This window comes from Prevotella pallens (assembly GCF_900454935.1).
Classification (GTDB): Bacteria; Bacteroidota; Bacteroidia; order Bacteroidales; family Bacteroidaceae; genus Prevotella; species Prevotella pallens.
Genome location: NZ_UGTP01000002.1, coordinates 209043 through 223935 on the forward strand (window position 1 = coordinate 209043; position 14893 = coordinate 223935).

9 protein-coding genes are annotated in these 14893 nt (G+C 41.4%); 7 read left to right on the forward strand and 2 right to left on the reverse strand.

The features are described 5' to 3' along the window. The first annotated feature begins 22 nt into the window (after positions 1-22). The 4 genes from DX009_RS10175 (at position 23) to DX009_RS10185 (ending at position 7987) form a co-directional block, all read left to right on the forward strand. Positions 23-1717, forward strand: coding sequence for a di-heme oxidoredictase family protein (locus DX009_RS10175; protein WP_115083995.1), 1695 nt, complete (start codon positions 23-25; stop codon positions 1715-1717). Positions 1718-1999: 282 nt separating this feature from the next. Beyond that, a complete protein-coding gene (locus DX009_RS10180) occupies positions 2000-4171 on the forward strand; it encodes a cytochrome c biogenesis protein CcsA (protein WP_115083996.1) in 2172 nt (723 codons plus the stop codon). Between the two features lie 1100 nt (positions 4172-5271). Further along, positions 5272-5472 (forward strand): hypothetical protein, encoded by a 201-nt coding sequence (locus tag DX009_RS13175; protein ID WP_147278682.1) that lies wholly within the window; start codon positions 5272-5274, stop codon positions 5470-5472. A 400-nt stretch (positions 5473-5872) separates the two neighbouring features. Further along, positions 5873-7987, forward strand: a complete 2115-nt coding sequence (locus DX009_RS10185; protein ID WP_115083997.1) for a T9SS C-terminal target domain-containing protein — start codon at positions 5873-5875, stop codon at positions 7985-7987. 286 nt (positions 7988-8273) lie between these two features. Here the strand turns inward: DX009_RS10185 and DX009_RS10190 are convergent, their stop codons facing one another. Beyond that, positions 8274-9635 (reverse strand): dipeptidase, encoded by a 1362-nt coding sequence (locus DX009_RS10190; protein WP_115083998.1) that lies wholly within the window; start codon positions 9633-9635, stop codon positions 8274-8276. Positions 9636-9930: 295 nt separating this feature from the next. Beyond that, positions 9931-10584 (reverse strand): rubrerythrin, encoded by a 654-nt coding sequence (gene rbr, locus DX009_RS10200; protein ID WP_115084069.1) that lies wholly within the window; start codon positions 10582-10584, stop codon positions 9931-9933. Positions 10585-11511: 927 nt separating this feature from the next. On the opposite strand from rbr, the gene glmS reads away from it, so the two are divergent. From glmS to DX009_RS10215, 3 genes are read left to right on the forward strand one after another with little or no spacing between them, the layout of a single operon-like run. Then, positions 11512-11928, forward strand: coding sequence for a methylaspartate mutase subunit S (glmS, locus tag DX009_RS10205; RefSeq protein ID WP_115084000.1), 417 nt, complete (start codon positions 11512-11514; stop codon positions 11926-11928). A 3-nt stretch (positions 11929-11931) separates the two neighbouring features. Next, positions 11932-13317, forward strand: coding sequence for a methylaspartate mutase accessory protein GlmL (gene glmL, locus DX009_RS10210; RefSeq protein ID WP_115084001.1), 1386 nt, complete (start codon positions 11932-11934; stop codon positions 13315-13317). 27 nt (positions 13318-13344) lie between these two features. Beyond that, positions 13345-14799: a methylaspartate mutase subunit E gene (locus DX009_RS10215; protein WP_006046375.1), complete on the forward strand. Its 1455-nt coding sequence runs from the start codon at positions 13345-13347 to the stop codon at positions 14797-14799. The last annotated feature ends 94 nt before the right edge of the window (positions 14800-14893 follow it).

Here is a 14893-nt window from a genome sequence, read left to right on the forward strand (position 1 = left end):
TATATTAATTTAATAAAGCATTATGAAACACAACACTTTTTTTAGCTATCTGTTTGCCGCAACAGCTCTTTGTTCACTTGTTGCGTGCTCGGACGACGTTACGCCGCCTGGTCCCGACCAGCCACAAGAACCCGAAACAAAATATGTTGGACAAGCTGTCGGCAACTTCAAAGCGGACGAATGGTATCCAGGTGGCCAACTTGGAACTACCGAAAACGTAAATACAGGCTGTTACGAAGATAACACTCCTGCTATAGAACAGCAAGGATTGCTCAATCGTTTCAACCAAGGCGATATGATGGCAAGTGCCAAATACACGCTGAGCACACCTCCTTACAATGGTTGGGGACCTATTGCTTCACGCCGTTCGTGCGAATATTGCCACGCTGGAGGCTATGCACACGGACACAGTCGTGATAATATGGATCCTGTAATGGGTAATGGTTACATTGTTTCGGTGTACTATCCTGATGCACCTGGTAGCAATAATGGTACGCCAGTAGACCAATTAACTACCTTTACAATGCTACAAGCAGTGGAGCCTTTCCTACCTCCTGTAGATCCAAAACAGATTAATATCACCTGGCACAACGTTTCTTCTATGCCAAGCGGACTACCAATGCAGTTCCCCGACGGCGAAAAATTTAGCCTACGATACCCTTCTGTTAGCATTCCACAGACTGCTTTCAACACCGATCCTAAGCCAAGTGGCTACGAAGTACGCCTTATTGCATCGTGCAACTTCCAAGGTTTGGGCTTAATTGATGCCATTTCAAACGAAGATTTAGAGGCACAATACAAGCAAGAAGGTAGATTTGTTGAGCTTAATCCTGAGTTTTTCGATAACACTACCAAGACTTTGAAGCCTAACGCATGGGCAGAAGACGCTTTTGGAAACAAGTTTGTGAAACGCTTTAACTACGACTTACTCGATGGTTGTTTGGAAAACGACGTTGCTTTATGGGACGAATTAAACGTACTTCGCTCTGATATTAAGCACATTTGCTCTACCGAACCATGGGCAAAAGCTATGTCAGAGAACAACAACGTAATAGATTACATACAGAAAAATGGTGCCAACCCATCATCATACGTGCACCCTTACTACAACGATGGTACACGCGAAGGTATAAAAAAAGCACTTGCTTACCTGCTCTCTCCTAACGATAATGTAAACCTTTACAACAATCCTTACTTCAATTTCAAGCCTGAAATGAGCGACGATGCCTACCATTCATTTATGGTTTGGCACAGAGGTCTTGCCGTTCCACGTGCTCGAAACCTCAACGATAAGGCTGTTCAGCGTGGTAAGGAACTGTTTACTGGCGAGTTGGGCTGTGCCCACTGCCACCGTCCTTCGTGGACAACAGGTGCCGACAACCATGGTTCATCTGTAATTTTGGGCAACAAACAGCTGCCTAAATATGCACATCAAACCATCTATCCATACACTGACTTCATTCAACACAAGCTCGATATGAAGAACGATATACACGGTTCGTGGTGCCGAACAACTCCTTTGTGGGGACGAGGACTATCTCTTCTTAACTCTGGAGTCGAAGACCGACTACACGATGCACGTGCTAGAAACGAGATAGAGGCTATTATGTGGCACGCATACAGCAAGAATAGTCAGGCATACAATGCTGCTTTCAAGTTCTATAACTTGCCAAAGGCAGACCGCGATGCTGTAGTTAAGTTCATACGTTCTATCTAACGAACATTAAATTCTATCATACTTATTAAGAAGAAGATGCTATCCGCAAAAACGATATCCATCTTCTTCTTTTTCTCCAATCGGATTTTAGTATTTGCATACATCTTATTTTATTATAGGTTTGGCTTAAGATTATCGGGACAGAACAGTAAAAAACGGCATCGGGAATAGTAAAAACACAAGCCAAAAATAAATAAAATATAGAATGTTGAATGCTATTTTACATATACAAAAAGAGGTAAACAGGCTGCCTAATGGCAGATTTGAATTATTATTTCGCACATGCAAGTAAAGAAAACACTACAAAAAGTATACGTAGCTATTATAGTTGTAATGGCGGTTGCAACCATTATTGGAAAGTATACTGGTTTAGATTACGTTTCAGATAACATCTTCGGAGCATGGTGGTTCAGTCTTTTGTGGGCTATAGGCACGGCTCTTGGCATTGTCTACTTCATAAAACAAAAGGTTCGTCGCCCCATTATTGTGCTCTTACACCTATCGTTTGTTGTTATTCTTGCAGGGGCATTGCTCACCCATCTCACCGCAAAACAAGGCATTATACACCTCCGACAAGGCAAAGCAACTACCATTTATATTAACAAAAATGGTGAAAACGAAAAACTACCTTTTACCATTTTGCTCAACAAATTCAACGTTTCTTACCATGCAGGAAATATGGCTGCTATGGACTACGCATCGAATGTAACCATTGTTAAGGACAATAAAAGGTCGCAACAGAATATATCTATGAACAACATATACACGGGGGCGGGTGTCCGTCTCTACCAAAGCAGTTTCGACGAAGATATGAAAGGGTCTTATCTTTCCGTAAATTCAGACCCCTACGGCATTCCCGTTACCTACACAGGCTATGCTCTTCTGTTCTTTGCATTGGTAGCAATGCTTGTCGAACCCAAAGGAAACTTCCGCCGTTTGCTCCGCAACAACGTTGCAAAAGGAACCGTTTCTATATTGCTTTTGCTATTCAGTGCAGCAGCAAATGCCCAAACCACATTGCCAAAAACTACTGCCAACCAGTTTGGAAAACTATTAATAGTATACAACGGACGCATCTGCCCAATAGAAACTTATGCCATCGACTTCACTAAAAAGCTTTATGGCAAAGCCAGTTATAAGGGTTTTACACCCTGTCAGATACTTACTGGTTTCTTGTTTTGGCAAAAAGAATGGATGGGCGAACCCATTTTACAAATAAAGGGTAGCGAAATGCGAACCAAAATGCACCTGAACGAATACATCGCACCCAGTAGTTTGTTTAACAGTCAGGGCTATATCTTAGGTCCATATCTACAAGATGCACAGGGCGCACAAGATGGAATAGGCAAAGAAATACTTGATACCGACGACAAACTTATGCTTCTGATGAACTTGATACAGGGCGAAACGCTAAAAATATTTCCCTATACGGCACCCAATGGAAGTGTAAACTGGTTTGCACCTACTGGCAAACTGCCACATTCTATGCCTGCAGCACAACAACAATACATACGTTCTATTCTTTCGTTAGCAGGGCAACTGGCTGTGCAAAACAAGGTTAGCACGCTCAACGAACTGATTTCTAAATTACAAAAATATCAATATCGCTATGGCAGTACCGCCATACCAGCTGGCATAGCTATAAGTGCCGAACACATTTACAACAGTTTTCCGTTTGCTACAGTACTCTTCATAGTGAACCTTACACTTGGTTTGCTCTCCGTTTTCTTCCTTACTCGTCCACGTCGCTATGCCCTTTTCACGTGGCTTATGGCAGTGTCGTGGTGCGTTCTCACCTTTACACTGGCGCTGCGGTGGATAATAAACGGAACAATACCCATTGCCAATGGCTACGAAACTATGCTTCTTCTGTCGTGGCTCATTATGATTGTGTCGATAGCAACCACACGCAAACTCCAAATTATGACTACTTTCGGACTGCTTGCCAGTGGTTTTATGCTGTTGGTTAGCCATTTGGGCGAAATGGACCCCAGCATAACGCCTCGTATGCCCGTACTAAACAGTCCGCTGTTAAGCATACATGTCAGCATCATTATGGTATCGTATGCACTACTTTCGCTCACTTTTGTTTGTGCAGTGGCATATTTCTGTACGCAACGAAGCACCAAAACCAATATCGTTCAGATTAATTCGCAACTCACTACCCTCTCTCAAATCTTCTTATACCCTGCCATTACCACGCTCGGACTGGGCATATTCATTGGTGCTATCTGGGCAAACATCAGCTGGGGAAACTATTGGGGGTGGGATCCAAAGGAGACATGGGCACTCATAACCTTTATGATTTATGCCATTCCCCTACACTTTCAGAGTCTGCCTAAGTTTCGAAAGCCAAACATATACCACCTTTTTATGCTTATAGCCTTCCTTAGTATTCTTATGACATACTTCGGAGTGAACTACATTTTGGGGGGTATGCACTCATACGCATAACGTTGGCGCAACACCAAAACCTGTCCCCTTACAGCCCATTACACGCATTTCGCAAGCTGTGGGGGCATATTTTTTGTGTCCATACATACACCAAAACCAACTGACGCCGTGTTAAAAACATTATAAATCACGACATTTACAATAGGAATACGCCATTTATTTTGCAGATTTATGTGCATTCGGGACACAATAAATCGCATATATGCCTTACGAAATTTCCCACGAACACACCGCCAGGCATAGGGGACCGATTCATCGTGCCCGTATCCTTACATTGCCAAATCCGTATTTTCACATCATCAAATACGCATATTCATTTCATCGCAAACGCATTTTCACATCATCAAATACGCATATTCGTTTCATCGCAAACACATTTTCACATCATCAAATACGCATATTCGTTTCATCGCAAACACATTTCTGTTCGTCATTTTGTGGATATATACGGATATGAGGGCACGATAAATCGGTCCCCTACGGCTGCTAACGGTCTGCCAACAACGCTGCTGGCGAATTGGAATAATATGGCAAACACTCCGCAAAATATCCACATTCAACCACGAAATGCGTGCGAACGATTTGCAACAACATAACATTCAAAAAACAAAAACCATACTTTTGCAATGCAAAAACCCCCTTTTTGCACGCCAAAAACCATACTTTTACACGGCAAAAACCATACTTTTGTTCTGTGAATATGTAACATACACAGAATGAACACGTTGCGAACACTCCGCAAAATATCAACGTTCAACCACGAAATTCCCAACGAACACTCACGAAAACACCCAACGTACACCCCGCAAAATATCAACGAACACCCCCAAAACACCCAACTTACACTCCGCCAGGCGTAGGGGACCGATTCATCGTGCCCGTATCCTTACATTGCCAAATCCGTATTTTCCCATTATTAAATACGTATATTCATTTCATCGCAAACGGATGTCCACATCTTAAAATACGTATATTCAAATCACCACACACGCATTTCTGTTCCCCATTTTGTGGATATATACGGATATGCGGGCACGATAAATAGGTCCCCTACAGCTGCTAACGGTCTGCCAACAACGCTGCTGCCGAATTGAAATAATATGGCAAACATTCCGCAAAATATCCACATTCACCCACGAAAACACCCAACGTACATTCCGCCAGGCGTAGGGGCCGATTCATCGCGCCCGTATCCTTACATTACCAAATACACATATTCGCATCATCGCACACGTATGTTCAAATCACCACACCGCACTATCGCAATAGATTTACTCACCATCAGAAAACTTAAAAAATAGTTATCAGCCACCATAAAAGGCGAAAATATGGCGCAAAATGTGAAAAAGATAAAAAAAAATAAAGATATTACAGTCTACCTTTTGCCGTTCTAAAGAATATTACTAAATTAGCGGACGAATACAGAGAGATATAGAAATAAAAACCAAATATATCGATATCAGGCAGACTCTATCAACAATAGTTATAGTGTTTTTGCCCCTAAATCGAGAAGAATCCACCCCTAAACACAAGATGTATTACCAAATATACATCGGGAAATGCCAAAAGTGGATAGCTTAGAAAAATAGAAAGGCACAGAAAGTACGGCGAAAAAACAAATCGTCTGCCACAATGTGGAAACCCTAAAATGTGCCTTCAGTATATAAATCAAGTACTATTATTCATTACATTCTTACGTTTATGAGAAAAAACTATTTACAATTAGCCCTTGCGGCAACCTTAACAATGGCAGCAACAGCCACTGTTTCTGCTCAGCAAAACACTCAAAACGAGGTTCAAAAGCTTACACGAAGCGTACTACCGCAGCAGTCTAAAATTACAACAGCTGCCTTTAGCCTCAACAAAAATGTGGCTAACGTACCCTTAACAACAGTTTATAAGGCTGCAAATCCGTATGGAGAAGAACAGCAAGTAATGTTTGAAGACTTCGCAAAGATGACTTCAGGAAGCGAAGCTACCCCCGACACAGAGGCAAACATAATTAAAGACGAGTTTGAATACCCTTGGATTAACACCAAAGACGAATATTTTAAACAAGCAGGTTGGGGTTCTGGCAACGCATATCCCGCAGGCGGAACTGTTTATTTGGACTCTAATCCAAACGATATGGCACACATTAACACGCCAATGCTTAACGTAGCCGCAAACGGAGGCATAGCTTGGATTCGATTTAAAGCACGTGCTAAGAACGCCGGAGATAACCCACAAGTTATGGTAGAGGCTGCCGAAACCTTCAATATGTCGCCCTCTTGGCGCATGATGGGTAGTGCTGCACTTCCTCAACTCAGCACAGAATGGAAAGAATATTCTATGTTCTTCTATGGCGGAGGCGAATATACACTCTTCAATATCGTGTCGGTTATGGCACCAGTGTATATAGACAACATCGAAGTTTTCACAGTTAAACAACACATTGGCACACCAACCACATTGCCACATACCAACTATGAGGGTACCAGTTTCGATGCTAATTGGACACCAGTAGAGGGTGCTACAGGCTACAAAGTGAATGTTTTCACACTCAATAAGGAAACTGGTAAGGCTGAATATCTATTCGAAAACAAGCCCGTTACCACAAATAAGTTCCACGTAACAGGTGCAACGTCTGGACAAACATACTTCTATAATGTGGCTGCAACTAAGGATAATTATACCTCAATACCATCTGATAAGATGTTCGTATATAACCTTGAGGCTCCTGTTTTGAAGGATGTTACCAACTTAGATAGGAACAAATACACTGCAGAATGGAGTACTGTTCCTTCGGCAGAACGCTATAACTACATTGCATACTACGACCGTAAAGCCGACAAAACTGGCGAATTTGTAGTTACAAACGAAGATTTCACAGGCGTTAAAGACGCTGATGGAAACCTTACAGGGTGGACTAAAGAAGATCCTAACCCAGGTTCGTACGACTCTTACTATATTCCAGAAATGAAACAAGCAGGTTGGAAAGGTACACAATATGCACCTTACACCGACTATATATGCTTAGACGGCTGGCAATATTACCACAACCACCAAGACGCAGGACTTATTTCGCCAGAGATGGATATGTCTAAAGATGGTGGAAAATTCACTGTTAATGTTAAATTAGCCGGAGCTTCGACTATCGCAATAGACGAAAACAACAACGAGTTCACTGCTTATACACAGGCGGCTTTCGCTCTTTTCAACTACAACGAAACCACTTGCGACTACGAACAAGCAGAACTTATATACCCCGAAGGCTATCCAAAGGCTGTTAATGGCGACTGGAAAAACTTCACAATAAACTTTACTAAGGGTTCAAAAAAGTCTATAATAGGTATCTACGCTGTATATGCTGACGAGCATCTCTACCTCGACGACCTGAAGATTACACAGAAATATCAGGCAGGAGAAAGCCTTAACGACCCATTCATATTCCGTAGATGGTTACAAGAACCTAAGGTAGACATTACCATTCCTGCATTTGTTGGTAAGTCAGATGTTAGTCATCGTGTAACAGCTTTCAAGACAAACAGCGATAGAAACGTAAAAAAACAATACGTAGAAAGTAAGTTTAGCGAACTAAAGAAGGTGGGCACAGCCAACGGTATTAGCAATATTGGTCTTTCTAAAGCAGTGGTTAAGATGGAAGGCAACAATGTTTACGTAAACAATATCAATGGCGAAAACGTCCAAATATATACTCTCGACGGACAACTTGTGTACAATAACAAGGGCGAAAAGAACATTCGCGTAGCCTTAACACAGCACGGTGCTTACATCGTAAAGGTGGGTAACAAGACTATTAAGTTGGTTTTTTAATGTAGTCACATAGTATTAGTTGGGGCATACCAGGCTTTCTGGTGTGCCCTTTTTGCTTTTATGCGGTGCACAATAGATATTTTGGAGTAGCAAGACACCCTATTTGTGCCAACAAAAGTTGTTAGAAATATTAATATAGTTAGGAGTTTTAGAAAACAAAGATAGCTGTTTTGCACCTAAAAAATATCCAAGAACAATGGTTCTCGTTATAGTTTTAGAAAGCAAAACAGCCAGCTTCTATAAATGTTGTCCATAGAAACACAACGTTTTCTATGGACTTTCGTGTTTACAACTTGTCGTATTCCAGATGGAAATTAATAACAGCTTCGATAGATTTCCAGTACATATCGAGCTGAATATTCTCGTTTGGAGAGTGAATAAGGTTCGATTCTAAGCCGAAACCCATAAGAACTGTCTTCACACCAAGCACCTCTTCGAAGGTTGCAATAATAGGAATGCTGCCACCACGACGTGCTGCAATGGGTCGTTTACCAAAGGCTTTTTCAAACCCACGCTCGGCTGCTTTGTAGGCAGGAAGGTCTATTGGACACACATAACCCTGCCCACCGTGCATCGATTCTACCTTTACTTTCACGGTTTTAGGTGCTACACGTTGGAAATAATCTACCACCATCTGCCCTATTTTTGCATGATCTTGGTGTGGAACAAGCCTACATGATAGCTTTGCGTATGCCTTAGAAGGAATCACAGTCTTAGCTCCTTCGCCCTGATAACCACCCCAAATGCCACAAACATCAAAGCTTGGACGGAAGCCAGTGTGCTCTATGGTGCTGTAACCCTTCTCTCCGAACAGCTCATCAACGTCTAACGACTTTTTATAAGCAGCCTCATCGAAAGGTATTTGTGCCACCATTGCACGTTCTTCTGGCGATACTTCCTCTACATCGTCGTAGAAACCGGGGAACTGAATGCGACCATCTTTGTCTGTAACATCGGTTATTAGTTTGCAGAGCACGTTTATTGGATTTGCCACAGCTCCACCAAAGTGGCCCGAATGTAGGTCGTGGTTAGGTCCAGTTACCTCTATTTGCCAGTAGGCTAAGCCACGCAGACCCACTGTTAGCGATGGTATGTCTTTGGCAATCATACTAGTATCCGACACCAAAATTACATCGCACTTCAGCAATTCCTTATGTTTTTTGCAGAAAGCCTCTAAACTTGGCGAGCCAATTTCCTCTTCTCCTTCGAGTATAAACTTTATATTGTGCTTTAATAAGTTGTTCTTAACAATATATTCGAATGCCTTTGCCTGAATAAACGACTGACCTTTGTCGTCGTCAGCCCCCCTTGCCCATAAACGTCCGTCCTTAATTACGGGTTCAAAAGGTTCGGTTTTCCAAAGTTCAAAAGGTTCTGCTGGCATCACATCGTAGTGTCCATAGATAAGAACTGTACGGGCTGCAGGGTCTACAATCTTCTCTCCGTACACCACAGGATTACCATCTGTTGGCATCACTTCTGCCCTATCTACACCCGCCATTAGCAACAATTCTTTCCAACGTTCGGCACAACGCACCATATCGGCACCGTGCTTATCGGGTTGAGCACTCACACTGGGTATGCGAATCAGACTGAATAGCTCTTCAAGTATTCGGTCTTGGTTTTCCTTTATATACTCTTTTATCATTTTGTTTGGGTTTAAAGGTTAAATGTTTCTTGTTGCAAACTTACATATTTTAAACGTATTTAGCGAAGGAAAAAGGCAAAATGTTATGTACTCACTGCCATTTGTAGGGTATAAACAACGCTTTTATGTGCAATATGCGCTATATTTTTGCTTTTATGGAATAGCACTTCAATGGCATAAAAAAAGCGAAATGCCATATTGGGCATTCCGCTTCTTATGTTTCTTAGCAACGTATTGGCAGCAGAAGAATGGAGAGATTAAACTGCCAACACTGCCTTTTTAAAGGCTGAATTGCTTAGAAATTGTTTTCTTGCAACTGGAAATAGCTCTGTGGGTGACCACAAACTGGGCATTCTTCAGGTGCATTTTTACCTATAACAATATTGCCACACTGGCGACATTGCCATATTGCAGAGCCATCGCGAGAGAAAACAACCTTGTCTTCTATATTCTTTAGCAACTTGCGATAGCGCTCTTCGTGCTTCTTTTCAATAGCACCAACAGTGCGAAACTTAACTGCAAGCTCTGGGAAACCCTCTTCCATAGCTTCTTTTGCCATATTTTCGTACATATCGGTCCACTCATAATTCTCGCCAGCAGCTGCATCTTTAAGGTTTGCAACAGTGTCTGGAATACCAGCATCGTGTAGAAATTTAAACCACAACTTAGCGTGCATACGTTCGTTTATGGCAGTTTCTTCAAAGAGAGCTGCTATTTGTTCGTAGCCATCTTTACGTGCCTGACCAGCATAATAGTCGTATTTCATACGTGCTTGGCTCTCTCCTGCAAATGCAGTTTTAAGGTTTTCTTCGGTTTTTGTACCTTTAATTGCATTGGCATCAAATGCTTTAAACTTCTCTGTTTTAGAGTGACAGATTGGGCATTCTGCCGGTGCTTCTGTTCCTTCGTACATGTATCCGCATACAGTACAAATAAATGTCTTCTTCATAATGTTCTGTTTTTGTTTGTTATGTGTATCTTTTTTAGTGGGCAATGTGGTTATTCCTGAACACATTTCTTACTTTCTTCCTGAAAGAGAAATATGTTTTTATCGTGTTATTGCCCTATCTGAAAATCTTTTTACCATATTGGATATAATCCAAAAAAATCTTAATCGCACTGCAAAATTACGAAATATATATGGCAACAACCAACAATTTCAAAATATTTTTCGTGCAAAAGCAAAGTTTAGACAACGACTAAATAAACACTTTCCCCATCTTCTTAAATTCGTTTTCGTTTCGCTCTCATAATAGGCTCCTATATTATATAAGGTGTAATATACGCAAACACGGTATGGGTAGGCATTGCTTAATTAGCCATTTTGTGCCGTATAGAAAGGCAAAATATATAATTCAGTAACCAACTAAGTATCAATGCATTATAAACAACCCTATTTTTGCATTTCAAAAACCCCCTTTTTGCCGTGCAAAAGTATGGTTTTTGGCGTGCAAAAAGGGGGTTTTTGAAATGCAATACCCACTAAACTATCTCAAATATACTAAGAATAGCAAAAACACATACACCACAACAACCATAAAAACTACAGAAATACAAATCTACATAACTACAAAAAGATGAAGAAAAAAACTACACCCACCCTAATGTTGTATAAGTTATTATAGATCAAGACTATGCCATACTATCAACAAAAATATAGCGTCCATTTTGTTATAGAATGTAAAATACAACCGAATAATAGACGAATCGAACTGTTAAAAGATAAAAAGAAGACAGTGTAAATATATATTTAGGTAAACAATTGTTAATTTTTGAAATTTGTTGGACAATTCTTTGTCATTTAAGAATTAAGGTTGTAAGTTTGCAAAAAATATACGAAAATATATAGAACCTAACTCAAATTCATTAGATTGCTATGGAAAAAAAGACAGTAGTAACTGGAGTTATTGGCGCTGACGCACATGCGGTTGGCAACAAAATTATTGCTTTTGCGCTCGAGCAGCACAACTACAATGTAGTAAACTTAGGTGTTATGGTGGCACAAGAAGAGTATATCGCAGCTGCCATAGAGACCAATGCAGACGCCATTTTAGTATCGTCAATGTATGGTCATGGCGAAATAGACTGCCAGGGACTACGCCAAAAATGCGACGAAGCAGGCTTAAAAGGTATTCCAATCTTTGTTGGTGGTAACCTCGTAGTGGGAAAACAAAACTTTGAAGATGTTGAAAAACGTTTCCTCGCAATGGGTTTCACAAAAGTATATCCTCCTGGAACAGACATCGAACTCTCTATAAAAGACCTCGATAAAGTTTTAGGAAAGGAAGATTAATACATGAAATATCTTACAGTAGACTTTGGTAGCACATACACTAAGCTAACAGCTATAGACACAGAAATAGGAAACGTTATTGGAACTGCAGCCGCTTTCACAACCATCGAAACCGATGTTATGGAAGGATTTAATAACGGTTTGCAACAACTCGAAGCACAAATAGGACACTTCGAATACGATAGACTACTCTGTTGCAGTAGTGCTGCTGGCGGATTAAAGATGGTTGCGCTTGGATTAGTACCCGAACTTACAGCAAAAGCTGCCAAAATGGCGGCATCAAGCGCAGGTGCAAAGGTTGTAAAAACATATTCGTTCGAGATATCACAGGCAGAACAACAAGAAATTTACGACATTAATCCCGACTTAGTTCTACTTTGTGGTGGTACAGACGGTGGCAATAAAGACGTGATTATAGCCAATGCTAAACGACTATGTGCTATCGACCGCGACTTCTCTATCATAGCTGCAGGAAACAAAACAGCCTCTTACGAACTCGACCAAATATTTAAAGCATCTAATAAAAAGAAGTGTGTCATTACAGAAAACGTAATGCCACAATTCAATGTCATAAATATTAACCCAGCAAAACAAAAGATTAAAGAACTGTTTATTAGCCGAATTATTGAAGCAAAAGGACTTACAAGAATTCAAAAAATGAGCGGTTACGACATCATACCTACACCGTTAGCTGTACTAACAGGGTGCGAACTGTTTAGCAAAGGGTACGGACGCGACGAAGGAATGGGCGATATGATGGCTGTAGACCTCGGCGGAGCAACCACAGACATATACTCTATGGCGAAAGGAGAACCCACAATAGCCGAAGTTATAACCAAAGGTCTACCAGAACCATATAGCAAACGCACCGTAGAAGGCGACCTCGGAATGCGCTATAGCCTAACCGCAATGGCGGAAGAAATAAATATGGAAGTGTTTGCAGACGAACTTGGAATAGACCAAAACAAGATAGAAAACTGGATAAAACGATGCGCTGCCGAACCAGCAACACTTCCACAAAACGACGAAGAAGCACGCATTGAACAAGGATTGGCACGCAACGCCGTGAAAGTAGCCGTAGAAAGACACTGCGGATACTTCGAACCAGCATACACACCAATGGGACAAGTGTTCACTTTAACTGGAAAAGACCTCTCGGATGTGCCATTTATAGTAGGTATTGGAGGCTCCATTAAAAACAATTCAGACCCTAAGAGTATACTAAGCGGTGCAGAAAAGAAAGCATCGCACGACCCAATGTTTGCCAAACCAAAGGCTCCAAAGTATATGTTAGATAAGAAATACATCTTCGCATCTATGGGATTGCTAAGCAATTTCGAGCCACATCTGGCACTATCCATTATGAAAAAGGAAATTACGGAAATATAAATAGTCAATAGTACTAATATTACTATTATGGAATTAAAGAATAAAAAACTAACCGACGACGAGTTTTTCAAAGAAAGAGCCGACGTCTTAACACATTGGGAGACTGGAAAAGGCGTAGACTTCCAAGAGGCTGTAGATTACCAAAAGAGTATTGCACCAGAGAAACGCTTTGCATATAAACTACAAAAAGCAGTAGAAAACGGCGACACTCTTATCCAACCCCGCGCCGGAGTAGCACTCTATGAAGAACATATAAAGCTACTACGATTCCTTGAAGACGAAGGAGAAGCAGACCTGTTACCATCTACTGTAGATAGCTACACACGTCTGAACAGATACAAAGAATGCGAAGTTGGTATTCAAAAAAGCTTCGAAACCAACCGTTCAATGCTGAATGGATTCCCCATTGTGAACTATGGCGTGGACATTTGCCGTAAGGTTACATCGGCAGTAAAGAGCCCTGTACAGGTTAGACACGGGACTCCTGATGCACGTTTACTTACCGAAATCTCTATCGCAGGTGGTTTTACATCATACGAAGGTGGAGGTATCTCATACAATATTCCATATTCTAAAGCACACCCAGTAGACCAAGTAATTCACCATTGGCAGTATGCCGACCGCTTAGTTGGACTATACGAAGAAGCAGGAGTATCTATAAACAGAGAGCCCTTCGGACCTCTTACTGGTACACTTATACCTCCTTGCATATCAAATACCGTCGCTGTAATAGAGGCAGTGCTAGCTGCTACACAAGGAGTACGCGACCTTACTGTTGGATATGGCCAGTGTGGTAACCTCATTCAGGACGTTGCTGCAATACGTTCGCTTGATATTATGACACGCAAATACCTAGATAAGTTTGGCTATAAGGACGCTCGTGTAACCACAGTGTTCCACCAATGGATGGGCGGATTCCCACAAGACGAAGCTAAAGCCTTTGGAGTTATATCATGGGGAGCCGCTGCTGGTGCATTGGCAAAGGCAACAAAGGTTATCGTTAAAACACCACACGAGGCTATGGGTATACCTACAAAGGAGGCAAATGCAGCCGGATTACGTGCCACAAAGCAGGTTATCAATATGCTAAAAGACCAAAACTTCCGCGAAATTCCTGCCGTTATAGACGAGAGCGAAATAATTATGCGCGAAATGGAATGTATTCTTAATAAGGTGGAAGAGCTTGGAAAGGGCGATTGGGCTGTAGGTACTTGCGCTGCAATAGAGGCTGGAGTGATTGACATTCCATTTGCACCAAGCAAGTATAACGCTGGTAAAGTGTTGCCTGCACGCGATAATCAAGGTGCTATCCGCCTATTGAATATGGGTAATATGCCACTCAGCGACGACTTAGTTATATTCCATCGCCAGAAGTTAGAGGAACGAGCAAAAGCCGAAAATCGTCCTGTTAGCTTCCAAATGGTTATCGACGACGTTTACGCAATTGGTAAAGGACACCTTGTTGGACGCCCTAAAGACTAACAATGTTGGTAATACAACAATAGCAAACTCTATAAAAAGAACGTTTTCGCTAAGTTAAACGACTAATGCTAAGATAGCTTAAGCACAGCCTTAA